At 68.2% G+C, this 24,882-nt stretch carries 17 protein-coding genes and 2 rRNA genes; 14 read left to right on the top strand and 5 right to left on the bottom strand.

Annotated features, from left to right (window positions below):
- Positions 1–18: 18 nt before the first annotated feature.
- Entirely contained in the window at positions 19–1,428 is a 1,410-nt protein-coding gene (gene radA / locus OG252_RS23140; RefSeq protein WP_266435701.1) for a DNA repair protein RadA, read from the bottom strand.
- Positions 1,429–1,657: 229 nt separating this feature from the next.
- On the opposite strand from radA, the gene OG252_RS23135 reads away from it, so the two are divergent.
- A complete protein-coding gene (locus tag OG252_RS23135; protein ID WP_329338364.1) occupies positions 1,658–3,400 on the top strand; it encodes a BACON domain-containing protein in 1,743 nt (580 codons plus the stop codon).
- 3 nt (positions 3,401–3,403) lie between these two features.
- Here OG252_RS23135 and OG252_RS23130 read toward each other — a convergent pair whose 3' ends face one another.
- Positions 3,404–4,270, bottom strand: a complete 867-nt coding sequence (locus tag OG252_RS23130) for a hypothetical protein (RefSeq protein ID WP_329338362.1) — start codon at positions 4,268–4,270, stop codon at positions 3,404–3,406.
- Positions 4,271–4,377: 107 nt separating this feature from the next.
- Between OG252_RS23130 and OG252_RS23125 the strand changes: the two genes are divergently transcribed.
- From OG252_RS23125 to ilvD, 4 genes are all read left to right on the top strand, one after another.
- Entirely contained in the window at positions 4,378–5,310 is a 933-nt protein-coding gene (locus tag OG252_RS23125; protein ID WP_266435693.1) for a Ppx/GppA phosphatase family protein, read from the top strand.
- A gap of 151 nt (positions 5,311–5,461) precedes the next feature.
- The gene (locus tag OG252_RS23120) at positions 5,462–6,286 is read left to right on the top strand and encodes a sugar phosphate isomerase/epimerase family protein (RefSeq protein WP_266435691.1); all 825 of its coding nucleotides are present in this window, start codon (positions 5,462–5,464) and stop codon (positions 6,284–6,286) included.
- Positions 6,283–6,888 carry a TetR/AcrR family transcriptional regulator gene (locus OG252_RS23115; protein WP_329338359.1) on the top strand — a complete coding sequence of 202 codons (606 nt, stop codon included), beginning with the start codon at positions 6,283–6,285 and terminating at the stop codon, positions 6,886–6,888. The genes OG252_RS23120 and OG252_RS23115 overlap by 4 nt, the downstream gene beginning before the upstream one ends.
- Positions 6,889–7,043: 155 nt before the next feature.
- A complete protein-coding gene (gene ilvD, locus OG252_RS23110) occupies positions 7,044–8,897 on the top strand; it encodes a dihydroxy-acid dehydratase (protein WP_329338357.1) in 1,854 nt (617 codons plus the stop codon).
- 99 nt (positions 8,898–8,996) lie between these two features.
- Here ilvD and OG252_RS23105 read toward each other — a convergent pair whose 3' ends face one another.
- On the bottom strand, positions 8,997–11,087 hold the full coding sequence (locus tag OG252_RS23105) for a serine/threonine-protein kinase (RefSeq protein WP_329338355.1): 2,091 nt from the start codon (positions 11,085–11,087) through the stop codon (positions 8,997–8,999).
- A gap of 180 nt (positions 11,088–11,267) precedes the next feature.
- Between OG252_RS23105 and OG252_RS23100 the strand changes: the two genes are divergently transcribed.
- From OG252_RS23100 to OG252_RS23085, 4 genes are all read left to right on the top strand, one after another.
- A complete protein-coding gene (locus OG252_RS23100; RefSeq protein WP_266435679.1) occupies positions 11,268–11,594 on the top strand; it encodes an SH3 domain-containing protein in 327 nt (108 codons plus the stop codon).
- A gap of 85 nt (positions 11,595–11,679) precedes the next feature.
- A complete protein-coding gene (locus OG252_RS23095) occupies positions 11,680–11,958 on the top strand; it encodes an SH3 domain-containing protein (protein WP_329345182.1) in 279 nt (92 codons plus the stop codon).
- A 43-nt stretch (positions 11,959–12,001) separates the two neighbouring features.
- Positions 12,002–12,508 carry an EamA/RhaT family transporter gene (locus OG252_RS23090; protein ID WP_329338353.1) on the top strand — a complete coding sequence of 169 codons (507 nt, stop codon included), beginning with the start codon at positions 12,002–12,004 and terminating at the stop codon, positions 12,506–12,508.
- A 63-nt stretch (positions 12,509–12,571) separates the two neighbouring features.
- Positions 12,572–13,339: a class I SAM-dependent methyltransferase gene (locus OG252_RS23085; protein ID WP_266435675.1), complete on the top strand. Its 768-nt coding sequence runs from the start codon at positions 12,572–12,574 to the stop codon at positions 13,337–13,339.
- A 302-nt stretch (positions 13,340–13,641) separates the two neighbouring features.
- Here OG252_RS23085 and OG252_RS23080 read toward each other — a convergent pair whose 3' ends face one another.
- Positions 13,642–15,075 (bottom strand): SulP family inorganic anion transporter, encoded by a 1,434-nt coding sequence (locus OG252_RS23080; RefSeq protein WP_329338350.1) that lies wholly within the window; start codon positions 15,073–15,075, stop codon positions 13,642–13,644.
- Between the two features lie 227 nt (positions 15,076–15,302).
- Here OG252_RS23080 and OG252_RS23075 point away from each other — a divergent pair, with 227 nt between their 5' ends.
- From OG252_RS23075 to proC, 3 genes are all read left to right on the top strand, one after another.
- Positions 15,303–16,115, top strand: a complete 813-nt coding sequence (locus tag OG252_RS23075) for an ABC transporter ATP-binding protein (protein ID WP_329345181.1) — start codon at positions 15,303–15,305, stop codon at positions 16,113–16,115.
- Positions 16,112–16,903 (top strand): ABC transporter permease, encoded by a 792-nt coding sequence (locus OG252_RS23070; protein WP_329338348.1) that lies wholly within the window; start codon positions 16,112–16,114, stop codon positions 16,901–16,903. The genes OG252_RS23075 and OG252_RS23070 overlap by 4 nt, the downstream gene beginning before the upstream one ends.
- Before the next feature lie 270 nt (positions 16,904–17,173).
- The gene (proC, locus tag OG252_RS23065; protein WP_266435665.1) at positions 17,174–17,983 is read left to right on the top strand and encodes a pyrroline-5-carboxylate reductase; all 810 of its coding nucleotides are present in this window, start codon (positions 17,174–17,176) and stop codon (positions 17,981–17,983) included.
- Positions 17,984–18,038: 55 nt separating this feature from the next.
- On the opposite strand, the gene trpS is transcribed toward proC, so the two are convergent.
- Positions 18,039–19,079, bottom strand: coding sequence for a tryptophan--tRNA ligase (gene trpS / locus OG252_RS23060; RefSeq protein WP_329338345.1), 1,041 nt, complete (start codon positions 19,077–19,079; stop codon positions 18,039–18,041).
- 833 nt (positions 19,080–19,912) lie between these two features.
- Between trpS and OG252_RS23055 the strand changes: the two genes are divergently transcribed.
- A 16S ribosomal RNA gene (locus tag OG252_RS23055) occupies positions 19,913–21,440 on the top strand.
- A 306-nt stretch (positions 21,441–21,746) separates the two neighbouring features.
- A 23S ribosomal RNA gene (locus OG252_RS23050) occupies positions 21,747–24,870 on the top strand.
- The 16S and 23S rRNA genes sit together here, the layout of an rRNA operon.
- The last annotated feature ends 12 nt before the right edge of the window (positions 24,871–24,882 follow it).

Genomic DNA, 24,882 nt, shown 5'->3' with positions numbered 1-24,882 from the left:
GCGAGACCTGGGCAAAGTCTACCGGCGCTCCTCCTCGTCCCGTGGGGCCTCTCGCCGACGCGAGCGTGGAAGGACCCTCAGGGCGTCCCCTATGTCCGCTACTTCCAGGACCTTCATGCCGGGCGGGACCTTGCCCGGATCGCCCGGAACGAGCGCGTGCGTGAAGCCCAGGCGGTGTGCTTCGGAGAGCCGGCGCTGCACGCCCGTGACCCGTCTGACCTCGCCCGCGAGGCCGACTTCGCCGATCGCGACGAGGTTCTTGGGGAGCGGGGTGTCACTGGCCGCGGAGGCCAGGGCGAGGGCGATGGCGAGGTCCGCGGCGGGCTCCGACAACTTCACACCGCCGACCGTCGCGGAGTAGATGTCCCGCTTGCCCAGGGCGCTGATCCGGCCGCGCTGTTCCAGGACGGCCAGCATCATCGAGACGCGGGAGGTCTCCAGACCGGACGTGGTCCGCCTGGGGGAGGGGATCTGCGAGTCGACGGTGAGCGCCTGGACCTCGGCGACCAGCGGGCGGCGGCCCTCCAGGGTGACGGTCAGGCAGGTGCCGGGCACCGGCTCGGCCCGGCGGGTCAGGAACAGGCCGCTCGGGTCGGCGAGGCCTGTGATGCCCTCGTCGTGCAGCTCGAAGCAGCCCACCTCGTCCGTGGTGCCGTAGCGGTTCTTGACGCCTCGTACGAGACGCAGGCGCGCGTGCCGGTCGCCCTCGAAACTCAGCACGACGTCCACCAGGTGCTCCAGCAGGCGCGGGCCGGCGATCGCGCCGTCCTTGGTGACATGGCCCACAAGGAGGGTGGACATGCCGCGCTCCTTGGACACGCGGATCAGGGCGCCCGCCACCTCGCGCACCTGGGACATGCCGCCGGGGGCGCCGTCGATCTCCGGGGAGGCCACCGTCTGCACCGAGTCGAGGATCAGCAGGGACGGCTTCACCGCGTCCAAGTGGCCGAGCACCGCGGACAGATCGGTCTCGGCGGCGAGATACAGGTGGTCGTCGATGGCCTTGATGCGGTCGGCGCGCAACCGGACCTGGCTCGCCGACTCCTCGCCGGTCACATAGAGGGTGCGGTGCTCGTCGCTCGCCGACTTGGCCGCCACGTCGAGCAGCAGCGTCGACTTGCCGACGCCGGGTTCGCCCGCGACCAGGACCACCGCGCCGGGCACCAGACCGCCGCCGAGCACCCGGTCCAGCTCGGGCACGCCGGTGGAGCGGGCGGTGGCCTGCCGGCCGTCGACCTGGCCGATGGGCACGGCGGACGTGGTGACGCGGCCCGGAGCCGTCGTACGGACCGCGGGCGCGCCGTACTCCTCGATCGTCCCCCAGGCCTGGCACTCGGGGCAGCGGCCGAGCCACTTGGCCGTCTGCCAGCCGCACTCGGTGCAGCGGTAGGACGGACGCTCCTTGGCGGACTTCGTACGGGCAGCCATGCACGAACCGTAACCGCCACCACTGACAACGCCGGCGGCGACCGTCGCAGGCGGGCCGGACGCCCGGCTCCGCACCTCGCCGCGTACCCGCTGGAACCAGCCACCCTCATCGGGAACGAGCCACGGAATGATCCGTTCCTGTCCCCTATTGAGGGATCGTTTCACCCGTACGGATTAAATGTGCTCAAGGGGGCCGAAGCGTCCAACTCCCGCCGCCTACGGTCCACGGGTGATGAGCAGCAGTCCGGAGACCTCGACCCGCACCACCGGCGCACACCGGGCGCACCGGGAGGGGCGCGACCGCGCGGCGGCGCGCACGCTGGCGCAGCGCCCGCCCGCGCGCTACGAGCCCTACCTCGACGGCCTGTTCACCTACTGCCTGTCCGTGCTGTGCGACCACGACACCGCGACCGCCGCCCTGGGTGACGTCCTCGCGCTCGCCGAGAGGCGCCGCGGCCCGGACGTGGCCGGCGACCGCAGGGCCTGGCTGTACGCGCTGGCCCGCTGGGCGTGCCTGCGCAAGCTGACCGAGGCCAAGCAGAAACGTCAGGTCACGCACGCGGCGGGCCGCCAGGGTGCCGAGCGCCGCCCGTCCGCCGGCCCGCCGGTCTCCGAGGAGACCCAGCAGCAGCGCCGGCGCGAACTGGCCCTGCTCGCCTGGCCGGAGGCCGCCGGCACCACCCCGGAGCAGCGCGAGGCGCTCGAACTCGCCGTGCGCCACCATCTCGCCGCCCACGAGGTCGCCGCCGTCCTCGGCATGGACCTGACCACAGCCCGCGAACTGCTCGCCTCCGCCGCCTGCGAGGTCGAACGCACCCGCGCGGCCCTGGCCGTCGTCGAGACCGGCGGCTGCCCGGGGGTGGCCCGGCTCACCGGCGACAACCAGCTGGTGCTCAGCGCCGCCGTGCGCCGCGAACTCGTCCGGCACGTCGACGACTGTCCGCGCTGCCGCCGTACGGCCGAGCGCGCGGTCCCCGGACGCTGGCCCGGCGCCGCCGTCACCCCCGCCGAGCTGCCCGTCCTGGAGGCGCCCCGCGCAGCCCTGCACGTGGCCCTGACGCACCTCCCGCGCGCGCGGGGCACCGCCGCGCCCCGCTTCGACCGGCGCGGCTTCCCGATGGACCCCAAGGACCGGGCCGCCCGAAGGGACCGCCTACGCGCGCGTGCCGTCACGACGACCGTCGTCGCCACCGTCGTCGCCGCCCCCGTGCTGGCGCTCTGGGCCGCCTACCGCGGCGCCCCGCCCGGCGAGGGCCCGGGCGGCACCGCCGCCAGCGCCAGTGAGGAGCACGGCCCCGGCCTCCTCGACGGCGATTCGGCGACCGGCGGCTACGAGAACGCCGGCAACGCCAGCACGCACCCCGGAGGCCGCTTCAGCAAGGGCGACAAGCCCGACGTGTCCGTGGCGGTCATCAGCGTCGCCGGCGCCGGCAAGAAGGGCGCCGGGCACCTGGACGTGGCCGCCGACAACAGCGGCGACACCACTCTGATCACCCTCACCGCGACCGGCTCCACGCCGGTGCGCTGGTCCGCGACCACGAGCGCCTCCTGGCTCTACCTCAGCCGGCCGTCCGGAACGCTCGCGCCGGGCGAATCGTTGACGATCAAGGTGTACGTCGACCATCTGCGCGAGCCGTCCGGCTACTGGAACGCGCGCGTGGCCGTCTCACCAGCAGGCGCCGTCGTCTCCATCGACGGCTACGGCACCGCGCCCAGTCCCTCCGACCCCGATCCGGACCCGGGCCATGGCCACCACCCCGGGCCTGGCCCCGGCCACCCCAGCGACCCGCACCCGTCCGACCCCGACCCCGATCCGGACCCGACGACCCCGGCACCCTCCGACTCCGCCCCGAGCGATCCGCCCTCGTCGCCCGACCCGGAGACCACACCCACCGACCCCGCCTCGTCCGACCCCGGGGACTCGACGCCACCGCCCACCGGCGGCGGCGACCCGAGCCCGTCCACGTCGTAGGCCCTACAGACCGCGCTCCGGCCGGCCGACCGGATCCGCGGGATGCGGTGCCAGCAACGGCAGCTGCGAGGCCAGCCGCTCCTCGCACAGCTCGACCAGGCGGTCGTAGCCCGCCTTGCCCATCAGCTCGACCAGCTCCGGCCGGTAGGAGACGTACACCGGGTCGCCCGCGCCGTGCGCCGAGGTCGCCGACGTGCACCACCAGTGCAGGTCGTGGCCGCCCGGACCCCAGCCCCGGCGGTCGTACTCACCGATCGACACCTGGAGCACGCGCGTGTCGTCGGGCCGGTCGATCCAGTCGTACGTCCGTCGCACCGGCAGCTGCCAGCAGACGTCCGGCTTGGTCTCCAGCGGCTCGCGGCCCTCCTTCAGGGCGAGGATGTGCAGCGAGCAGCCCGCGCCGCCCGCGAACCCGGGCCGGTTCTGGAAGATGCAGGAGCCCTGGTGGGGGCGGGTCTGGCGGTCGCCGTCCTCGTCCTCGGAGACCCAGCCGTTGCGCGTGCCCTCGTCGTGGTACTGCCAGATCTCCGGCGTGAGTCTGGCCACATGCCCGGCGACCCGCTTCTCGTCGTCCTCGTCGGAGAAGTGGGCGCCGAGGGTGCAGCACCCGTCGTCCGCGCGGCCCGCCTGGATGCCCTGGCAGCCACTGCCGAAGATGCAGTTCCACCGAGAGGTCAGCCATGTCAGATCGCAGCGGAAGACCTGCTCGTCGTCCGCCGGATCCGGGAATTCCACCCATGCCCGCGCGAAGTCGAGCCCCTTCTCGTCGCCTGCCGGGGCCTGCTTCGACTTCTTCGGTGCTTTCGCCTGCGAAGAACCCTTGGCTGTTTTGGCCGTCTTGTCGCTCTTCGCCTTTTTCGTCTTTGGCACGCGTCCAGGGTAAGTCGCCCGAGGCCGGACCAGGGACAACCCCGAGGACAACCTCGTGGACAGCTCCGGGGGCCGCGTCCGGTTCCGCTGGCAGTAGCGTTCCGCCCATGAGACTCGGTGTCCTCGACGTGGGATCGAACACGGTGCATCTGCTGGTGGTGGACGCGCACCCGGGTGCGCACCCCCTGCCCGCGCACTCGCACAAGGCGGAGCTGCGCCTTGCCGAACTGCTCGACGAGGACGGTGCGATCGGCCCCGAGGGGGTCGAGAAACTCATCGGAGTCGTCCGCGAGGCGCTCCAGGCCGCCGAGGACAAGGGCGTCGAGGACGTGCTGCCGTTCGCGACCTCCGCCGTCCGCGAGGCCAGCAACGCCGATGACGTCCTCGCGCGCGTGCAGGCCGAAACCGGCGTGGACCTCCAGGTCCTGACCGGAGCCGAGGAGGCCCGGCTGACCTTCCTCGCCGCCCGCCGCTGGTTCGGCTGGTCCGCGGGCAAGCTCCTCGTCCTCGACATCGGCGGCGGCTCCCTGGAGATCGCGTACGGCATGGACGAGGAGCCCGACGCCGCGGTCTCCCTGCCGCTCGGCGCGGGCCGCCTCACCGCGGGCTGGCTCCCCGGCGACCCCCCGGACCCGGAGGCGATAAGGGCCCTGCGCCGCCACGTCCGCGCCCAGATCGCCCGCACGGTCGGCGAGTTCACCCGCCTCGGCGCGCCCGACCACGTCGTCGCCACGTCCAAGACCTTCAAGCAACTGGCCCGTCTGGCCGGCGCGGCCCGCTCCGCGGAGGGCCTGTACGTCCAGCGCGAGCTGAAGCGCGAGTCCCTGGAGGCCTGGGTTCCGCGGCTCGCCGGCATGACGACCGCCGAGCGGGCCGACCTTCCCGGAGTCTCCGAGGGCCGCGCGAACCAGCTGCTCGCGGGTGCGTTGGTGGCCGAGGGGGCGATGGACCTGTTCGGCGTGGAGAGCGCGGAGATCTGCCCGTGGGCGTTGCGGGAGGGTGTCATCCTGCGTCGGCTGGATCACATGGGGTCGGTGTAGCGCCCCGAGGAGGCGCGCGGCTGTACCGGTGTGCGGCTCCGCCGCAGGGGCGGCGACAAGCCACGACGAACCCGCGCTCGCCCGTGGCGAACCCCACAACGGCGAATAGGCACCCCACATCCACCCGACCGCACCCCGTAATCTGTCCCCCATGGCAGAGCCAGTCGTACGCATCCCGGATGCGAAGGTCGCCCTGTCCACGGCCTCCGTCTATCCGGAGTCGACTGCGACCGCCTTCGAGATCGCCGCGCGCCTCGGGTACGACGGCGTCGAGGTCATGGTGTGGACCGACCCCGTCAGTCAGGACATCGAGGCGCTGCGCAGACTCAGCGACTACCACCGCATCCCCATCCTCGCGGTGCACGCCCCCTGCCTGCTCATCACGCAGCGCGTGTGGTCCACCGACCCCTGGACCAAGCTCCAGCGCGCCCAGGCGGCCGCCGAGAAGCTCGGCGCGAGCACGGTCGTCGTCCACCCGCCCTTCCGCTGGCAGCGCCAGTACGCCCGCGACTTCGTCAGCGGGATCTGGCGCATGGCGAACGAGACGGACGTACGGTTCGCCGTCGAGAACATGTACCCCTGGCGCTACCGCGACCGCGAGATGCTCGCCTACGCGCCCGACTGGGACGTGACGAAGGAGGACTACCGTCACTTCACGATCGATCTCAGTCACGCGGCCACGGCCCGTTCCGACGCCATCCAGATGATCGACCGCATGGCCGACCGGCTCGGCCATGTCCACCTCGCCGACGGCAGGGGTTCGGCCAAGGACGAGCACCTCGTCCCCGGCCGCGGCACCCAGCCCTGCGCCGAGGTGCTGGAACGTCTCGCCCTGACCGGCTTCGACGGCCATGTCGTCATCGAGGTCAACACCCGGCGCGCGATGTCCGGCGCCGAACGGGAGGCCGACCTCGCCGAGGCGCTGGCCTTCACGCGCCTGCATCTGGCCTCGGCGGTGAAGGTGACCCGCCCGTGACCGACGTCACCGCCCGCAGGCGGGGCCGCCGCCGTCGTACGGAATCGGCCGAGACCCGCGACCGCATCCTGACCGTGGCCCGCGAGGAGTTCTCCGAGCGGGGCTACGAGCAGACGTCCGTGCGCGGCATCGCCAAGGCGGCCGGCGTCGACTCGGCCTTGGTCCACCACTACTTCGGCACCAAGGAAAAGGTCTTCGAGGCGGCCATCGAGGTCGCCCTGGCCCCCGCCCTCACCGGGCGTGACGTGGCCCTCGCCGGCCCGGCGGACACCGTCGGCGAGCGTCTGACCCGCATGTTCTTCGGTCTCTGGGAGAACCCGGTGACCCGGACGCCGCTGCTCGCGATCGTCCGTTCGGCGGTGACCAACGACACAGCGGCCGCCGTCTTCCGCCGCCTGGTCTCCGTGCAGCTGCTGCTCCGCATCGCGGGCGAGCTCGACGCCCCGGACGCGGAACTGCGCGCCGAGCTGGCGGCGGCGCAACTGGTCGGCATCGCCATGCTCCGGTACGTGATCAAGGTGGAGCCGCTGGCGTCGGCGGAGGTGGAGGCGATCATCGCGCGGGTGGCGCCGGTGGTGCAGGGGCATCTGACGAGTCCGTAGCGGCCGAGGGCGGCCGTGAGTGGCTGCGAGCGGCTGTGAGACGCGCGTCCCGCATTCCGGACAACCTGTCCGCCCCCTGGATGACCGGCGTACGCTCGTTAGCAGTCAGAAGTCTCTGATCGCAGTCTCTGCAGTCCCTGAAGGAGCGAGCGACGATGCCCGAGCTGAGGTCCCGCACAGTCACCCACGGACGCAACATGGCGGGCGCCCGCGCCCTTATGCGCGCCTCCGGTGTACCCGGTGCGGACATCGGCCGCAAGCCGATCATCGCGGTCGCGAACAGCTTCACGGAGTTCGTCCCCGGCCACACCCACCTGCAGCCGGTCGGCCGGATCGTCAGCGAGGCGATCATCGAGGCCGGCGGCATCCCGCGCGAGTTCAACACCATCGCGGTGGACGACGGCATCGCGATGGGCCACGGAGGAATGCTGTACTCCCTGCCCTCCCGCGACCTGATCGCGGACAGCGTGGAGTACATGGTCGAGGCGCACTGCGCCGACGCCATCGTCTGCATCTCCAACTGCGACAAGATCACCCCGGGCATGCTGAACGCGGCCCTGCGGCTGAACATCCCCACGGTCTTCGTCTCCGGCGGCCCGATGGAATCCGGCCGCGCCACGCTGGTCGACGGCACGGTCCGCACGCTCGACCTGGTCGACGCGATGTCCGAGGCCGCCAACGACAAGATCTCGGACGAGGACATCCTCCGTATCGAGGAGAACGCCTGCCCGACCTGCGGCAGCTGTTCCGGCATGTTCACGGCCAACTCGATGAACTGCCTCACCGAGGCCATCGGCCTCTCCCTCCCCGGCAACGGCTCGGTCCTGGCCACGCACACGGCCCGCAAGCAGCTCTACGTCGATGCCGCACGCACGGTCATGGACATCACCCGGCGCTACTACGAGCAGGACGACGAGACGGTCCTGCCCCGCAACATCGCCACCATCGCGGCCTTCGAGAACGCGATGGCCCTGGACATCGCCATGGGCGGCTCGACCAACACGATCCTGCACCTGCTGGCGGCAGCCCAGGAGGCGGGCGTCCCCTTCGGCCTGGAGGAGATCAACGAGGTCTCGCGCCGCGTGCCCTGCCTCGCCAAGGTCGCGCCGAACGTCGCCAAGGACCGCACGTACTACATGGAGGACGTGCACCGCGCCGGCGGCATCCCGGCCCTCCTCGGCGAACTGCACCGCGCGGGCCTGCTGAACGAGGACGTCCACTCGGTCCACAGCCACTCCCTGGCGGACTGGCTGAAGACGTGGGACGTCCGAGGCGGCTCCCCGTCCCCCGAGGCCCTGGAACTGTGGCACGCGGCCCCCGGCTGCGTCCGTTCCGCCGAGGCCTTCTCCCAGTCGGAGCGCTGGGAGGCCCTGGACGAGGACGCCGAGGGCGGCTGCATCCGGAGCGCCGAGCACGCGTACTCGAAGGACGGCGGCCTGGCGGTCCTCAGGGGCAACCTCGCCGTCGACGGCTGCGTGGTGAAGACGGCCGGTGTCGACGAGTCGATCTGGACGTTCGAGGGCCCCGCGGTCGTCTGCGAGTCGCAGGAAGAGGCCGTCGAGAAGATCCTCACCAAGCAGGTCACGGACGGCGACGTCGTCGTCATCCGCTACGAGGGCCCCAAGGGCGGCCCCGGCATGCAGGAGATGCTCTACCCGACGTCCTACCTCAAGGGCCGCGGCCTCGGTAAGACCTGCGCCCTGATCACCGACGGCCGCTTCTCCGGCGGCACCTCGGGCCTGTCCATCGGCCACGCCTCCCCGGAGGCGGCGTCCGGCGGCACGATCGCCCTCGTCGAGAACGGCGACCGCATCCGCATCGACATCCCGAACCGCACGATCGAACTCCTCGTCGACGACACCGAACTGGCCCGCCGCGAGCAGGCCCTGAACGGCGTCTACGCCCCGAAGAACCGCGAGCGCAAGGTCTCGGCCGCGCTGCGGGCGTACGCGGCGATGGCCACGAGCGCGGACAAGGGCGCGGTGCGGGACGTGAGCATGCTGGGCTGAGGTTCGTCTTCTGGGGCCGTCTCTTCGGGGGCGGCCCCTTTTTGCGCCGTGCCTTTGCCGTGCCTCTGCCGTGTCTCTACCCGGCGGTCTGTCGTGCCTCTACCAGGCGGACGGGTTCTTCGCGGGGACGGCGAAGACGGTGCCGTCGGGGGCGGTTGCGTAGATGTGGTGGTGGGCGAGTACGGGCGTCGGCAGTGTCCCCGCAACTCGATCCGAGTTCGTACCGAGCCTCGGCGGCGTCTGCCCCACGAGCCTCCCGCTGTCGGCGTCGACCGCGAGCAGCCGTCCGTCGGGAGCGCTGACGTACACGTGCTTGTCGTCGGCGACCGGCACGGAACCGCGGCTCACGGACGTTTCGAGGTGCCACAGTCGCTTGCGCGTCTTCGTGTCGACGGCTTCCAGGGAACCCCCGGAGGCCAGGAGATGGACGACATTCCCCCGCACGCCGGCGTGAACGCCCTGGCGCGGAACGGGCAGCGTGACCCGTACCGCAGTCCTGGACCCGGGGTCGTAGCGGACCACTGCTGCCGTGTCCCCGTACGCGCCGGCGGCGGAGAGGAGATACACGGATCCGCCGACGGTGCCGACGGGCTGCAGACTGCCTCGCAGTCGCGCGTCCCACCGCACGACACCCGTCGCCGGATCCACCGCCGTGACCCTCGTAGTCGACCCGTCGGACGTGCTCCACGCGTACGCCAGCGGATCCCCCGTGAACGAGACGAAGGCCGGCGCGCTCTGGCCCGGTATCCGCCGGTTCCACTTGGCGTCGCCCGTCGCGCTGTCCACACCGGTGACCGTCCCGTCGGCGGCGGTGAGCAGGAGCGTGCCGCCGACACACGGCGTACCGGTCTGCGCGGGTGTGCTCCGCTGCCAGCGTGCCCGGCCGGTGGCGGGATCGAGCGCCTGCACGCGGCGGCCCTCGTCCGTCGAGATCAGCACGAGCCCGCCCGAGAACACCGGCGGCGCGCTGCTGCCCACCTCACTGATGGAGCGCCGCCACAGCAGAGTGCCGTCGGACGGCGCGAGAGCGAAGACCAGCTCCGACTGCGTGCAGAACAACTTCCCTGCCCCGTACGAGCATTGGGGCGTACCGGCGCCGTCCGGGCCTGGCTTTGCCTGCCATGCGCGGAACGCCGCCGCCGTGCTCGGGGAGCTGGAGCTCTTCGCCTCGGGGGAGGGCGAGTCCGCCAACTGGACGGAAGCGAACACGCCGCCCGCCAGCAGGCTGAGCGCCCCGGCCGCGAGGGCCACCCGCTTGCCCAGACGTCTCTTGGACCTTCGTCCGGCCGCCTCGACGACGGGTTCCGGCTCTGCCACATCAGTCGACCGCTGCGCCGGTATGAACACCTGCGTGTCGTACGAGGCCGCCACCGACCGCAGTTCCCGCATCAACTCGTCCGGCGTGGGCCGGTCCTCGGGCTCCTTGGCCAGACACCGCAGCACCAGCGGCGCGAGATTCTCCGGTACGCCGGTCAGGTCCGGCTCGTCATGCACGACCTGATAGGCGACGACATACGGACTGTCGGAGTCGAACGGACCCCGCCCCGTGGCCGCGTGCACCATCACGGATCCCAGCGCGAAGACGTCGGCAGCGGGCCCGACCTCCCGCGGCCGCCGGAACTGCTCGGGCGCCATGAACGGCGGCGTTCCGATCAACTTCCCGGTCTCGGTCCGCAGTTCACTGTCCTTTGGCCGAGAAATGCCGAAGTCGATGACCTTGGGCCCGTCCTCGGCGAGCAGCACGTTGCTCGGCTTGAGATCCCGGTGCACCACGCCGACCCGATGGATGTCTCGCAACGCCTCGGCCAGCCCGGCCATCAGGCGGCGCAACTCGGCAGGGCTCATGGCCCCGTTCCGCTTCACGTGTTCGGACAGGGTCGGCCCGGGGATGAACAGGGTGGCCATCCAGGGCCGTTCGGCCTCCGAGTCGGCGTCGACGACGGACGCGGTGAACGCACCGCTGACCTTCCGCGCGGCCGCCACCTCCTGCCGGAACCGCCCCCTGAACTCGGGGTCCTTGGCGAACTCGGCATGTACGACCTTCACCGCGAGCTTCATCCCCGAGGTGCTCCGAGCGAGGTGCACGACGCCCATGCCCCCGGAGCCCAGGCACGACTCCAGACGGTAGTGACCGGCGTACTCGGGAAGTTCCGCTTCCGCGCCCGCCCCAGTGTTGCGCTGTGGCGCCATGCGACCACCCCCGTGCTCTTCGTTCGCGCGCGCGACGCACGGAGCCTAGTCGATGACTCGTGCGAGACAGAGGGGGCTTGCTAGCCTGCGTGTTCCGCGATCGCACAGGTGTGCGTGGCGTGTTTTAGGGGAATCAACGGGTCCCATGGCAGTCATGGGATTCAACGGGGGAGGCTTTCCATGTCTGTTGAGCGTGTCGAAGAGGTCGAGAGCGGAGACGAGGCGGAGGCCGTGACCACGGCAGCCGCGACCGCGGCCGTTCGCTACTACCAGGTCGCCCCGGGCGTGCGCCTCAACGTCCGAAGCGGCCCGGGCACGACGTACGGCATCGTCCGCGTCCTCCCCGAGGGCGCCTACGTCCCGATCTGGTGCCAGACGCCGGGCCAGACGGTCACGGGCCCGTACGGCACATCAAAGATCTGGGACAACATCGACAGCGGTCAGTACGTCTCGGACGCCTATGTGAAGACGGGCAGCGACGGCTACGTGGCCTCTCGCTGCGCCTGATCCCACCACCACTACGCGGGGGACACCCACGACATCCCTGAAACGTAGATCTACCGTGATCGCGGGCTTCACCGGAGCCCTCCTCATGGTGGGCGCGGCCGCCGCCGAGTCGGCCCTGCGCCACTACCCGGTCGCCCCGGGCGTGCGCCTCAACGTTCGCAGCGGCCCGGGCACCAACTACACCATCGTCCGCATCCTGGCCGAGGGCGCCCAGGTCCCGATCTTCTGCCAGTCACCGGGCACCACGGTCACCGGTCCGTACGGCACGTCGAACAGCTGGGACAACATCGACAACGGCGAGTACGTCTCGGACGCGTACGTGAACACGGGCAGCGACGGCCACATCAAACCGCGCTGCTCCTGAGCCTCGAAGGAGCCCGCGACCGGCCCGGAGCCATAATCATCGTGTGAGCGACGAAACCGGCATCCAGGAAACCCCCGCGGGCTCCCCAGGCACCCCCCACCCCGACCCCCTCCGCCTCTTCGGCACCACCTGGGTCACCCACGACAACGGCTACGCCCTCCGCCGCATCGCCGCCTCCATCGGCTCCCTGGCCGCCGCGATCGCCTCCTGCCTGGTCCTCCGCTTCGCCTACGAGGGCCTCCAGATCGCCGACACCGGCAGCTTCGTGACCGTCCTCGTCGTCGCGATGTTCGCCATCTGCAGCGCCCTCGCCTTCCGCCACACCTGGGACGGCTTCACCCAGCGCCCCGACCCCGACCGCCAGGCCTCCCTCAGGGGCCTCCTGGCCATCGGTTTCGTCGGCTCCCTCCTCGCCTACTTCTTCCGCTCCCTCACCGAGGCCCCCGGCGAGAAACTCCACCGCGAGGAGTACGAGGCGGCCCTCGACCGGCACGAGAAGCGCACGACCCGCCGCACCCGCAACCCGTCGAAGATGCGCCGCCGCGCATAGGCCTGCGCCCCCTCTCACCAAAAACTCACCGCACTGAGCCCCGACCCCGGTCACGATGGCCCTATGACGGCCTCCTCCCACGCCACCCGCGCGCAGTCCTTCAACGCAGCCGCAGCCCAGTACGCCGCCAACCGCCCCTCCTACCCGCCCGCCCTCTTCGACGCCATCGAGGACCTGGCCGGCCACCCCCTCACCGGCGCCGGCGTCGCGGACATCGGCGCCGGCACCGGCATCGCGACCGCCCTCCTGCACGCGCGCGGCGCCGACGTGGTCGCCGTGGAACCCGGCGACGGCATGGCGGCCCAGTTCCGCCGAGCCCACCCCGACATCCCGATCATCCGGGGCGACGGCAACACCCTCCCCCTGACCACGTCCTCCGCCGACTTCCTCACCTACGCCCAGTCCTGGCACTGGACCGACCCCGCCCAGGCCGTCCCGGAGGCCCTCCGCGTCCTGCGCCCGGGCGGCGCGCTCGCCCTGTGGTGGAACACCGAGGCCCTCGACGTGTCGTGGATCGCCGAGGCCGCCGACCGCATCGCCCGGTACTTCGACGTGAACGTCCAGGCCGAGAAGCAAAGCGTCAACGCCCGGGTCGCCGATCCCACCGGCCGCCTCGACTTCGTCCGCCGTCAGGTCCGCTGGAGCCGCCGCGTTCCCATCGACACCCACCTCGCCAACATCGGCAGCCACTCGATCTTCCTGGTCCAGGGCGAGGAGGCAGCCGCAGCCTTCCTCGCCGAGGAGCGGGACCACCTGACGAGGGCCTTCCCGGACGGCATCGTCGAGGAGGTCTACGACGTGATCCTGCTGGTGGCCACCACTCCCGCCTGACCACCCCGCATCACAGACCTCAGACCCCAGACCTCGGACCCCAGACCTCAGACCCCAGACCTCAGACTCCAGACCTCAGACTCCAGACCTCAGACTCCAGACCTCAGACTCCAGACCTCAGACTCCAGACCTCAGACTCCAGACCTCAGACTCCAGACCTCAGACTCCAGACCTCAGACTCCAGACCTCAGACTCCAGACCTCAGACTCCAGACCTCAGACTCCAGACCTCAGACTCCAGACCTCAGACTCCAGACCTCAGACCTCAGACCGCAGACCCCAGACTCCAGACTCCAGCCAGGCCTACGACACTCTCTTCCTGCTCACCACCAACCCCTCCCCCCGCCCGGCGGCCCACCCCTCCAGAGCCGCCGCGCACGCATGATCCATGTGCCGCAGCCCGCCCAGCTCCAGCCGCACCTCCCGATCCCGCGGCAACGCCTCCAACGCGTCGAGCAGCTTCGGCAACCGCAGGAACGTCGCATGACCGAGCACCCGTACGACGATCCCCGCCTCCCCCCGCTCCTCGGTCTCCACCTGCACCTGGCTGATGTCCCACGCGGTCTTCGCCACTGCCACCGCCAGCCCCACCAGCACCCCCTCGACCAGACTCCCGGCCACGATCGCCACCACCGTCACCCCCAGCACGGCCACCTCCCCGGGATGCCCGCGCCACAGCGCCCGCACCTCCCGCACCGGCACGAGCCTGCATCCGGCGTACACCAGCAGCCCGGCCAGCGCCGCCACCGGAATCATCCCCAGCGCGCCGGGCAGCAGCGCAGTGAACACCAGCAGCCACACGCCGTGCAGCACCCGCGAGGCCTTCGTACGCGCCCCCGCCCGCACGTTCGCCGCGCTTCGCACGATCACCGCGGTCATCGGCAGCGCCCCCAGCACTCCGCACACGGCGTTCCCCGCGCCCTGCGCGATCAACTCCCGGTCGTAGTCCGTCCGCGCCCCCGAATGCAGCCGGTCCACGGCAGCCGCGCCGAACAACGACTCCGCGGACGCGATCAAAGCGAACGCGACGACGGTCCCGATCACCCCCACTTCCATCAGCCGCCCGAAATCCGCCCCCTCCGGCACCCGCACCGCATCGACCAGCCCCCGCACCTCGACCCGCCGCACATCCAGGTCGAACACCCCGGTCACCAAGGCCGCCGACGCCACCGCCACCAGCGGCGCAGGCACCACCCGCGCCCCCTGCCGCCAGCGAGGCCACAGGAGCAATACGGCAATGGTGGCAGCCCCCACTGACAACGCCACCGGATTCATTCGCCCCGGCAGCGACACCAGCCCGGCGAGCTTCCCGAGCCCGCTCGCCGGCACCGCCGCGTCACCCAGCGCATACACCTGAGCGGCCACCAGCACGAGCCCGGTCCCGGCGAGCATCCCCAGCACGACGGCCGCCGACACGGCCCGCAACCACCGCCCGAGCCGCAGCACCCCCAGACCGAGCTGCACCAGCCCGGCCCCGAGCACCAGCACTCCGAGCACCTCGACGCCATACCTCTGCACGGCCTCGTACACGAGCACGGTCAACCCCGCCGCCGGCCCGCTGACCTGCAGACTGCTGCCGGGCAACGCCCCCGCGACCAGTCCGCCGACGATCCCGGTGACCAGCCCCAGTTCGGCGGGTACTCCGGAGGCGATGGCGATTCCCACGCACAGAGGCAAGGCCACGAGAAACACAACGAGGGACGCGAACAGATCGGCCTTGCCTACGCCACGGCGCATCGCAACCGCACCTCCGCTGGCTGACGCACGTGCTCGGCATATGACCTCGCACTGAAATCAATTCTCGGGAGGGCGAGTTGATTGCGCACCCGGTTCCCGTGGTCATCCGGAGCACCCAGGGGCGCACGGATCGGATCACCCGCCTCTGATCACTCCGCCGCGCGCCTGTACCACCCGACTCACGCCGCTTGACGGCGTCCGTCGACGAGAGCAATATTCATCGTGTGATGATTATAAATCTCGACCCAGCCGGCGGAGGAACGGCCCCCGGGGACGCCGGCACTGCCGTACACGCCGAAAACCTCACCGTCGTCCGCGGCCCGCGCACCGTCCTGCGCGGCCTCGACTTCACCGTCCCGCGCGGCCAGATCACCGGCCTGCTCGGCCCTTCGGGTTGCGGCAAGTCCACCCTCATGCGCACGATCGTCGGCACCCAGGCCAAGGTCACCGGCACCCTCGACGTCCTCGGCAGCCCCGCCGGCCACCCCACCCTCCGCACCCGCATCGGCTACGTCACCCAAGCCCCCTCCGTCTACGACGACCTGACCGTCCGCCAGAACCTCGACTACTTCGCCGCGATCCTTGCCCCCGGCCGCGCCTCCGCCGACCGACGCCACGAGGACGTCACCCGCGCGATCGCCGACGTCGACCTCACCACCCACGCCGACGCCCTCGCCGGCAACCTCTCCGGCGGCCAACGCAGCCGCGTCTCCCTCGCGGTCGCCCTCCTCGGCGCCCCCGAACTCCTGGTCCTCGACGAGCCCACCGTCGGCCTCGACCCCGTCCTGCGCCGCGACCTGTGGAACCTCTTCCACGACATCGCCGCACAGCGAGAAGCGACGCTGCTGATCTCCTCCCACGTCATGGACGAGGCCGAGCGCTGCCACCGCCTCCTCCTGATGCGCGAGGGCGAGATCCTCGCCGACGACACCCCGGACGCCCTCCGCACCCGGACGCACTCCGAGACGGTCGAGGCCGCCTTCCTCCACCTCGTCGACGAGGCCGCCGCAGCCGGCCGCCGGAAGGAGACGAACCGATGAGCACGACGACCAGCACCGCGCCCCCGACCACCCCGGCGCCCACCAGCGCCCTGAACGCCTCCCGCACCCTCGCCACCGCGGCCCGGGTCCTGCGCCAGCTCCGCCACGACCCGCGCTCGATCGCGATGATGATCCTCATACCCTGCGTGATGCTGTTCCTGCTGCGCTACGTCTTCGACGGCAGCCCGCGCACCTTCGACAGCATCGGCGCCTCCCTCCTCGGGATCTTCCCGCTGATCACGATGTTCCTGGTCACCTCCATCGCCACCTTGCGCGAACGCACCTCCGGCACCCTCGAACGCCTCCTCGCCATGCCCCTCGGCAAAGGCGACCTCATCGCCGGCTACGCCCTCGCCTTCGGCACCCTCGCGATCATCCAGTCCGCCCTCGCGACCGGCCTGGCCCTCTGGTTCCTCGACCTGGACGTCACCGGCAGCCCCTGGCTCCTCCTCCTGGTGGCCCTCCTCGACGCCCTCCTCGGCACCGCCCTCGGCCTCTTCGTCTCGGCCTTCGCCGCCTCCGAGTTCCAGGCCGTCCAGTTCATGCCGGCGGTGATCTCCCCCCAACTCCTCCTCTGCGGCCTCTTCACCCCTCGCGACAACATGCACCCAGCCCTGGAGGCCATCTCCGACGTCCTCCCCATGTCCTACGCGGTCGACGGCATGAAGGAGGTCCTCCACCACACGGACATGACAGCCGCCTTCGTACGCGACGCACTGATCGTCGCGGGCTGCGCACTCCTGGTCCTGGGCCTGGGCGCGGCGACACTACGACGCCGGACGGCATGACCCCTTCCAGCGCCGCCCGCACCCCTCAGTTCAGTCCGTCCGGCGTTTGAGGACGAGGCCCGTTCGGGGCCGACGGGGGTCTGGGGGCGCAGCCCCAGCGGGGTCGAAGGGGCGAAGCCCCTGGGGATGGGACGGGTAGGGGCGGCGGGGCGAGAAACCCCCACGGCACCCCAACACCCGACGTCCCGCCCACCGGACACCCGAGCCAGACCGACGAACCCGATGCGAGGATGAGCCTGGACGACGCACCCCCCGGAGGGCACCCCAGCCATGACCCAGAAAGTCGCAGTCCTCGGCACCGGCAAGATCGGCGAAGCCCTGCTCAGCGGAATGATCCGCGCCGGCTGGGCCCCGGCCGACCTCCTGGTCACCGCCCGCCGCCCCGAGCGAGCCGAAGAACTCCGCACCCGCTACGGAGTCACCCCGGTCACCAACCCGGAAGCCGCCAAGACCGCCGACACCCTGATCCTCACGGTCAAACCGCAGGACATGGGCACCCTCCTCGACGAGCTCGCCCCACACGTCCCCGCCGACCGCCTCGTCATCAGCGGCGCCGCCGGAATCCCCACCTCCTTCTTCGAGGAGCGCCTCGCCAAAGGCACCCCGGTCGTCCGCGTCATGACGAACACCCCCGCCCTCGTCGACGAGGCCATGTCCGTCATCTCCGCCGGCACCCACGCCACCGCCGACCACCTCGCCCACACCGAGGAGATCTTCGGCGCCGTCGGCAAGACGCTCCGCGTCCCCGAGTCCCAGCAGGACGCCTGCACCGCCCTCTCCGGCTCCGGCCCGGCCTACTTCTTCTACCTCGTCGAAGCCATGACGGACGCCGGCATCCTCCTCGGCCTGCCCCGCGACAAGGCCCACGACCTGATCGTCCAGTCCGCGATCGGCGCCGCCACCATGCTCCGCGACAGCGGCGAACATCCGGTCAAGCTCCGCGAGAACGTCACCTCCCCCGCGGGCACGACCATCAGCGCCATCCGCGAACTCGAGAACCACGGCGTACGAGCTGCCCTCATCGCCGCCCTCGAGGCCGCCCGCGACCGCAGCCGCGAACTGGCCTCCGGCAACAGCTGACGCCGTACGGCCCCCGACCAGGGGCCGCACGCCACCCCTCACCGCACCCGGGCCCTCACCGCACGCCGGCCCCGCCCGTCACGGTCTCCGCAACAGCCGTGCCCGCCGGCAACAGCCCGATCGCCCGATATGCGGCATCGACAGTCGGCCGCGCCATCGCCCGAGCCCGCTCCGCCCCATCCCGCAGCACCCCCTCCACAAAGCCAGGATCCGCGCACAACTCCTTGTGCCTCTCCTGCACGGGCCTGAGGACCTCGACCACCGCCTCCGCGGTGTCCTTCTTCAAGGCGCCGTACGACTCATATACACCGCTCAGGTCCGATGGGTTCCCACCCGTACAGGCCGCGAGGATCTCCAGCAGATTGGCCACCCCCGGCCGCGCCTCCCGGTCGTACACGACCTCCCGCCCACTGTCGGTCACGGCCCGCAGGACCTTCTTCCGTACGGCGTCCGGCTCGTCCAGCAGATAGACGATCCCCGGCCCGGTGTCGTCGCTCTTCCCCATCTTCGACAGCGGCTCCTGCAGATTCATCACCCGAGCAGCCACCGCCGGACGCGTCGCCCGAGGCACCACGAAGGTGAGCCCGTACCGCTGGTTGAACCGCACCGCCAGGTCCCGCGTCAGCTCCACATGCTGAACCTGATCGTCCCCGACCGGCACCTCGTCGGCCCCGTACGCAAGGATGTCCGCCGCCATCAGCACGGGATACGTCAGCAGGGACAGCCGCACACTCCCGCCCCGCGCCTGCTCCCGCCCGGCCTTCTCCTTGTACTGGATCATCCGCCGCATCTCACCGTCCGTGGCCACGCACTCCAGCAGATACGACAGCCGCGCGTGCTCATCCACGTGACTCTGCACGAACACGGTGCACAGGTCCGGATCCAGCCCCGTCGCCAGCAACAACGTCGCCGCCTGCCGACTCAGCCGACGCACCCGCGCCGGATCGTGGTCCACGGTCAGCGCGTGCAGATCGACGATGCAGAACAGCGCTTCGGCCTGGTGCTGATCGACGTCGGCCCACCGCCGCATGGCGCCCAGATAGTTCCCCAACGTCAGGTGCCCGGTCGGCTTGACCCCGCTGAAGACCCGTGTCATCTCTACTCCACCTCCTGGTCGAGGCCGCCGTCCCGGCCGGCCGACCCTCAGGAGTTCCGGAGGGAGAAACAAGAACGGCCGCCGAGGCGGCGGCCGTTGAGTGCATACGTGAGCACGGCCGCCGTCAGGCGGCCCACCACAGCTGGGTGCACGTACGCGTAGTCATGCGGCTCACAGTACGCCGCCAGGGCACGGTCCGGACCGAAGTTGACACACCCCGACCCGCTCCGTACTGTTCTCCGAGTTGTCCGACGTGAGCGCCGACTCCGGTCGGTCCCCGGGCAGCCATTCCGCAAGTACCAGTCGACACTCGACGACAGTGTTCTGCCGTCGCGCCATTGGCATGCGTATTAGCGAAATGAGGAATCCGCGTTCGAATGAACGCAGCCCCCGATTAGCGTCGGGAGCAGGGAATCCGCTAAAGTCTCACTCGTCGGAACGGCCCAAGGGTCGGGATGACAAGCCCTCTGACTGGGAATCAGGCCCGAAAGGATCTGATAGAGTCGGAACCGCCGGAAAGGGAAACGCGAGAGCGGGAACCTGGAAAGCACCGAGGAAATCGGATCGGGAAGATCTGGTAGAGTCGGAAACGCAAGACCGAAGGGAAGCGCCCGGAGGAAAGCCCGAGAGGGTGAGTACAAAGGAAGCGTCCGTTCCTTGAGAACTCAACAGCGTGCCAAAAGTCAACGCCAGATATGTTGATACCCCGTCCATCGGATTCTTCCGGTGGCGAGGTTCCTTTGAAGAATACACAGCGAGGACGCTGTGAACGGCCGGGCTTATTCCGCCTGGCTGTTCCGCTCTCGTGGTGTCGGCCGGATTACCGGTAAACATTCACGGAGAGTTTGATCCTGGCTCAGGACGAACGCTGGCGGCGTGCTTAACACATGCAAGTCGAACGATGAACCACTTCGGTGGGGATTAGTGGCGAACGGGTGAGTAACACGTGGGCAATCTGCCCTTCACTCTGGGACAAGCCCTGGAAACGGGGTCTAATACCGGATAACACTCCCTCCCTCCTGGGTGGGGGTTGAAAGCTCCGGCGGTGAAGGATGAGCCCGCGGCCTATCAGCTTGTTGGTGAGGTAATGGCTCACCAAGGCGACGACGGGTAGCCGGCCTGAGAGGGCGACCGGCCACACTGGGACTGAGACACGGCCCAGACTCCTACGGGAGGCAGCAGTGGGGAATATTGCACAATGGGCGAAAGCCTGATGCAGCGACGCCGCGTGAGGGATGACGGCCTTCGGGTTGTAAACCTCTTTCAGCAGGGAAGAAGCGAAAGTGACGGTACCTGCAGAAGAAGCGCCGGCTAACTACGTGCCAGCAGCCGCGGTAATACGTAGGGCGCAAGCGTTGTCCGGAATTATTGGGCGTAAAGAGCTCGTAGGCGGCTTGTCACGTCGGGTGTGAAAGCCCGGGGCTTAACCCCGGGTCTGCATTCGATACGGGCTAGCTAGAGTGTGGTAGGGGAGATCGGAATTCCTGGTGTAGCGGTGAAATGCGCAGATATCAGGAGGAACACCGGTGGCGAAGGCGGATCTCTGGGCCATTACTGACGCTGAGGAGCGAAAGCGTGGGGAGCGAACAGGATTAGATACCCTGGTAGTCCACGCCGTAAACGGTGGGAACTAGGTGTTGGCGACATTCCACGTCGTCGGTGCCGCAGCTAACGCATTAAGTTCCCCGCCTGGGGAGTACGGCCGCAAGGCTAAAACTCAAAGGAATTGACGGGGGCCCGCACAAGCAGCGGAGCATGTGGCTTAATTCGACGCAACGCGAAGAACCTTACCAAGGCTTGACATCGCCCGGAAAGCATCAGAGATGGTGCCCCCCTTGTGGCCGGGTGACAGGTGGTGCATGGCTGTCGTCAGCTCGTGTCGTGAGATGTTGGGTTAAGTCCCGCAACGAGCGCAACCCTTGTTCTGTGTTGCCAGCATGCCCTTCGGGGTGATGGGGACTCACAGGAGACCGCCGGGGTCAACTCGGAGGAAGGTGGGGACGACGTCAAGTCATCATGCCCCTTATGTCTTGGGCTGCACACGTGCTACAATGGCAGGTACAATGAGCTGCGATACCGTGAGGTGGAGCGAATCTCAAAAAGCCTGTCTCAGTTCGGATTGGGGTCTGCAACTCGACCCCATGAAGTCGGAGTTGCTAGTAATCGCAGATCAGCATTGCTGCGGTGAATACGTTCCCGGGCCTTGTACACACCGCCCGTCACGTCACGAAAGTCGGTAACACCCGAAGCCGGTGGCCCAACCCCCTTGTGGGGAGGGAGCTGTCGAAGGTGGGACTGGCGATTGGGACGAAGTCGTAACAAGGTAGCCGTACCGGAAGGTGCGGCTGGATCACCTCCTTTCTAAGGAGCACTTCTTGGCAGCCGGGCTTGCCTGGTTGTCCAGAGGCCAGTTCATCGGCGAACGTCCGGTGCTGGTTGCTCAAGGGTGGAACGTTGACTACTCGGCACACTTGATCGTCTTCTCCTTCCAGTACTGCTCGCAAGAGCGTGGAACGTTGAGGGGAGCGGGAAGGGTGTCGGGCACGCTGTTGGGTATCTGAGGGAATGAACCCCTCAGTTGCCGGCCCCGGTGCAGCATCACGGAAGTGGTGTGTGACGGGTGGCTGGTCGTTGTTTGAGAACTGCACAGTGGACGCGAGCATCTGTGGCCAAGTTTTTAAGGGCGCACGGTGGATGCCTTGGCACCAGGAACCGATGAAGGACGTGGGAGGCCACGATAGTCCCCGGGGAGTCGTCAACCAGGCTTTGATCCGGGGGTTTCCGAATGGGGAAACCCGGCAGTCGTCATGGGCTGTCACCCATACCTGAACACATAGGGTATGTGGAGGGAACGCGGGGAAGTGAAACATCTCAGTACCCGCAGGAAGAGAAAACAACCGTGATTCCGGGAGTAGTGGCGAGCGAAACCGGATGAGGCCAAACCGTATACGTGTGAGACCCGGCAGGGGTTGCGTATGCGGGGTTGTGGGATCTCTCTTTTACGGTCTGCCGGCCGTGAGACGAGTCAGAAACCGTTGATGTAGGCGAAGGACATGCGAAAGGTCCGGCGTAGAGGGTAAGACCCCCGTAGTCGAAACATCAGCGGCTCGTTTGAGAGACACCCAAGTAGCACGGGGCCCGAGAAATCCCGTGTGAATCTGGCGGGACCACCCGCTAAGCCTAAATATTCCCTGGTGACCGATAGCGGATAGTACCGTGAGGGAATGGTGAAAAGTACCGCGGGAGCGGAGTGAAATAGTACCTGAAACCGTGTGCCTACAAGCCGTGGGAGCGTCGCGCATCGAGTTTACTCGGTGCGTCGTGACTGCGTGCCTTTTGAAGAATGAGCCTGCGAGTTTGCGGTGTGTTGCGAGGTTAACCCGGGTGGGGTAGCCGTAGCGAAAGCGAGTCCGAATAGGGCGTTTCAGTAGCACGCTCAAGACCCGAAGCGGAGTGATCTAGCCATGGGCAGGTTGAAGCGGAGGTAAGACTTCGTGGAGGACCGAACCCACCAGGGTTGAAAACCTGGGGGATGACCTGTGGTTAGGGGTGAAAGGCCAATCAAACTCCGTGATAGCTGGTTCTCCCCGAAATGCATTTAGGTGCAGCGTCGTGTGTTTCTTGCCGGAGGTAGAGCACTGGATAGGCGATGGGCCCTACCGGGTTACTGACCTTAGCCAAACTCCGAATGCCGGTAAGTGAGAGCGCGGCAGTGAGACTGTGGGGGATAAGCTCCATGGTCGAGAGGGAAACAGCCCAGAGCATCGACTAAGGCCCCTAAGCGTACGCTAAGTGGGAAAGGATGTGGAGTCGCACAGACAACCAGGAGGTTGGCTTAGAAGCAGCCACCCTTGAAAGAGTGCGTAATAGCTCACTGGTCTAGTGATTCCGCGCCGACAATGTAGCGGGGCTCAAGCGTACCGCCGAAGTCGTGTCATTGCAGCAATAGCCCCAACGGGTGCTGTGATGGGTAGGGGAGCGTCGTGTGCCGGGTGAAGCAGCCGCGGAAGCGAGTTGTGGACGGTTCACGAGTGAGAATGCAGGCATGAGTAGCGATACACACGTGAGAAACGTGTGCGCCGATTGACTAAGGGTTCCTGGGTCAAGCTGATCTGCCCAGGGTAAGTCGGGACCTAAGGCGAGGCCGACAGGCGTAGTCGATGGATAACCGGTTGATATTCCGGTACCCGCTGTGAAGCGTCAAACATTGAATCAGGCGATGCTAAGTCCGTGAAGCCGCCCTGGAGCCTTCGGGCAAAGGGGAGTGGTGGAGCCGACGGACCAGACTTGTAGTAGGTGAGTGATGGGGTGACGCAGGAAGGTAGTCCATCCCGGGCGGTGGTTGTCCCGGGGTAAGGGTGTAGGCCGAGTGGTAGGTAAATCCGCTGCTCATCAAGGCTGAGACCTGATGCCGAGCCGATTGTGGTGAAGTGGATGATCCTATGCTGTCGAGAAAAGCCTCTAGCGAGTTTCATGGCGGCCCGTACCCTAAACCGACTCAGGTGGTCAGGTAGAGAATACCGAGGCGTTCGGGTGAACTATGGTTAAGGAACTCGGCAAAATGCCCCCGTAACTTCGGGAGAAGGGGGGCCATCACTGGTGATCCGTTTTACACGGTGAGCTGGGGGTGGCCGCAGAGACCAGCGAGAAGCGACTGTTTACTAAAAACACAGGTCCGTGCGAAGCCGTAAGGCGATGTATACGGACTGACGCCTGCCCGGTGCTGGAACGTTAAGGGGACCGGTTAGTCACTCTTCGGGGTGGCGAAGCTGAGAACTTAAGCGCCAGTAAACGGCGGTGGTAACTATAACCATCCTAAGGTAGCGAAATTCCTTGTCGGGTAAGTTCCGACCTGCACGAATGGCGTAACGACTTCTCGACTGTCTCAACCATAGGCCCGGTGAAATTGCACTACGAGTAAAGATGCTCGTTTCGCGCAGCAGGACGGAAAGACCCCGGGACCTTTACTACAGTTTGATATTGGTGTTCGGTTCGGCTTGTGTAGGATAGCTGGGAGACTGTGAAGCTTGGACGCCAGTTCAGGTGGAGTCGTCGTTGAAATACCAGTCTGGTCGTGCTGGATGTCTAACCTGGGTCCGTGATCCGGATCAGGGACAGTGTCTGATGGGTAGTTTAACTGGGGCGGTTGCCTCCTAAAGAGTAACGGAGGCGCCCAAAGGTTCCCTCAGCCTGGTTGGCAATCAGGTGTTGAGTGTAAGTGCACAAGGGAGCTTGACTGTGAGACCGACGGGTCGAGCAGGGACGAAAGTCGGGACTAGTGATCCGGCGGTGGCTTGTGGAAGCGCCGTCGCTCAACGGATAAAAGGTACCCCGGGGATAACAGGCTGATCTTCCCCAAGAGTCCATATCGACGGGATGGTTTGGCACCTCGATGTCGGCTCGTCGCATCCTGGGGCTGGAGTCGGTCCCAAGGGTTGGGCTGTTCGCCCATTAAAGCGGTACGCGAGCTGGGTTTAGAACGTCGTGAGACAGTTCGGTCCCTATCCGCTGCGCGCGCAGGAATATTGAGAAGGGCTGTCCCTAGTACGAGAGGACCGGGACGGACGAACCTCTGGTGTGCCAGTTGTCCTGCCAAGGGCATGGCTGGTTGGCTACGTTCGGGAGGGATAACCGCTGAAAGCATCTAAGCGGGAAGCCTGCTTCGAGATGAGTATTCCCACCCCCTTTGAGGGGTTAAGGCTCCCAGTAGACGACTGGGTTGATAGGCCGGATCTGGAAGCCCAGTAATGGGTGGAGGTGACCGGTACTAATAGGCCGAGGGCTTGTCCTCAGTTGCTCGCGT

It is taken from the genome of Streptomyces sp. NBC_01352, from assembly GCF_036237295.1.
Classification (GTDB): Bacteria; Actinomycetota; Actinomycetes; order Streptomycetales; family Streptomycetaceae; genus Streptomyces; species Streptomyces plumbiresistens.
The sequence above is the reverse complement of the archived record's forward strand: the minus strand, read 5'-3'. Positions and strand labels throughout refer to the sequence as shown.

What these genes read in the sequence shown, in the direction of transcription:
- OG252_RS23120 (WP_266435691.1), top strand. Translation starts at nt 5,462, where the DNA reads ATGGCAGAGCCAGTCGTACGCATCCCGGATGCGAAGGTCGCCCTGTCC.
- OG252_RS23085 (WP_266435675.1), top strand. Translation starts at nt 12,572, where the DNA reads ATGACGGCCTCCTCCCACGCCACCCGCGCGCAGTCCTTCAACGCAGCC.
- OG252_RS23100 (WP_266435679.1), top strand. Translation starts at nt 11,268, where the DNA reads ATGTCTGTTGAGCGTGTCGAAGAGGTCGAGAGCGGAGACGAGGCGGAG.
- OG252_RS23080 (WP_329338350.1), bottom strand. Translation starts at nt 15,075, where the DNA reads ATGCGCCGTGGCGTAGGCAAGGCCGATCTGTTCGCGTCCCTCGTTGTG.
- ilvD (WP_329338357.1), top strand. Translation starts at nt 7,044, where the DNA reads ATGCCCGAGCTGAGGTCCCGCACAGTCACCCACGGACGCAACATGGCG.
- radA (WP_266435701.1), bottom strand. Translation starts at nt 1,428, where the DNA reads ATGGCTGCCCGTACGAAGTCCGCCAAGGAGCGTCCGTCCTACCGCTGC.
- trpS (WP_329338345.1), bottom strand. Translation starts at nt 19,079, where the DNA reads ATGACACGGGTCTTCAGCGGGGTCAAGCCGACCGGGCACCTGACGTTG.
- OG252_RS23075 (WP_329345181.1), top strand. Translation starts at nt 15,303, where the DNA reads ATGATTATAAATCTCGACCCAGCCGGCGGAGGAACGGCCCCCGGGGAC.
- OG252_RS23095 (WP_329345182.1), top strand. Translation starts at nt 11,680, where the DNA reads ATGGTGGGCGCGGCCGCCGCCGAGTCGGCCCTGCGCCACTACCCGGTC.
- proC (WP_266435665.1), top strand. Translation starts at nt 17,174, where the DNA reads ATGACCCAGAAAGTCGCAGTCCTCGGCACCGGCAAGATCGGCGAAGCC.
- OG252_RS23105 (WP_329338355.1), bottom strand. Translation starts at nt 11,087, where the DNA reads ATGGCGCCACAGCGCAACACTGGGGCGGGCGCGGAAGCGGAACTTCCC.
- OG252_RS23070 (WP_329338348.1), top strand. Translation starts at nt 16,112, where the DNA reads ATGAGCACGACGACCAGCACCGCGCCCCCGACCACCCCGGCGCCCACC.
- OG252_RS23125 (WP_266435693.1), top strand. Translation starts at nt 4,378, where the DNA reads ATGAGACTCGGTGTCCTCGACGTGGGATCGAACACGGTGCATCTGCTG.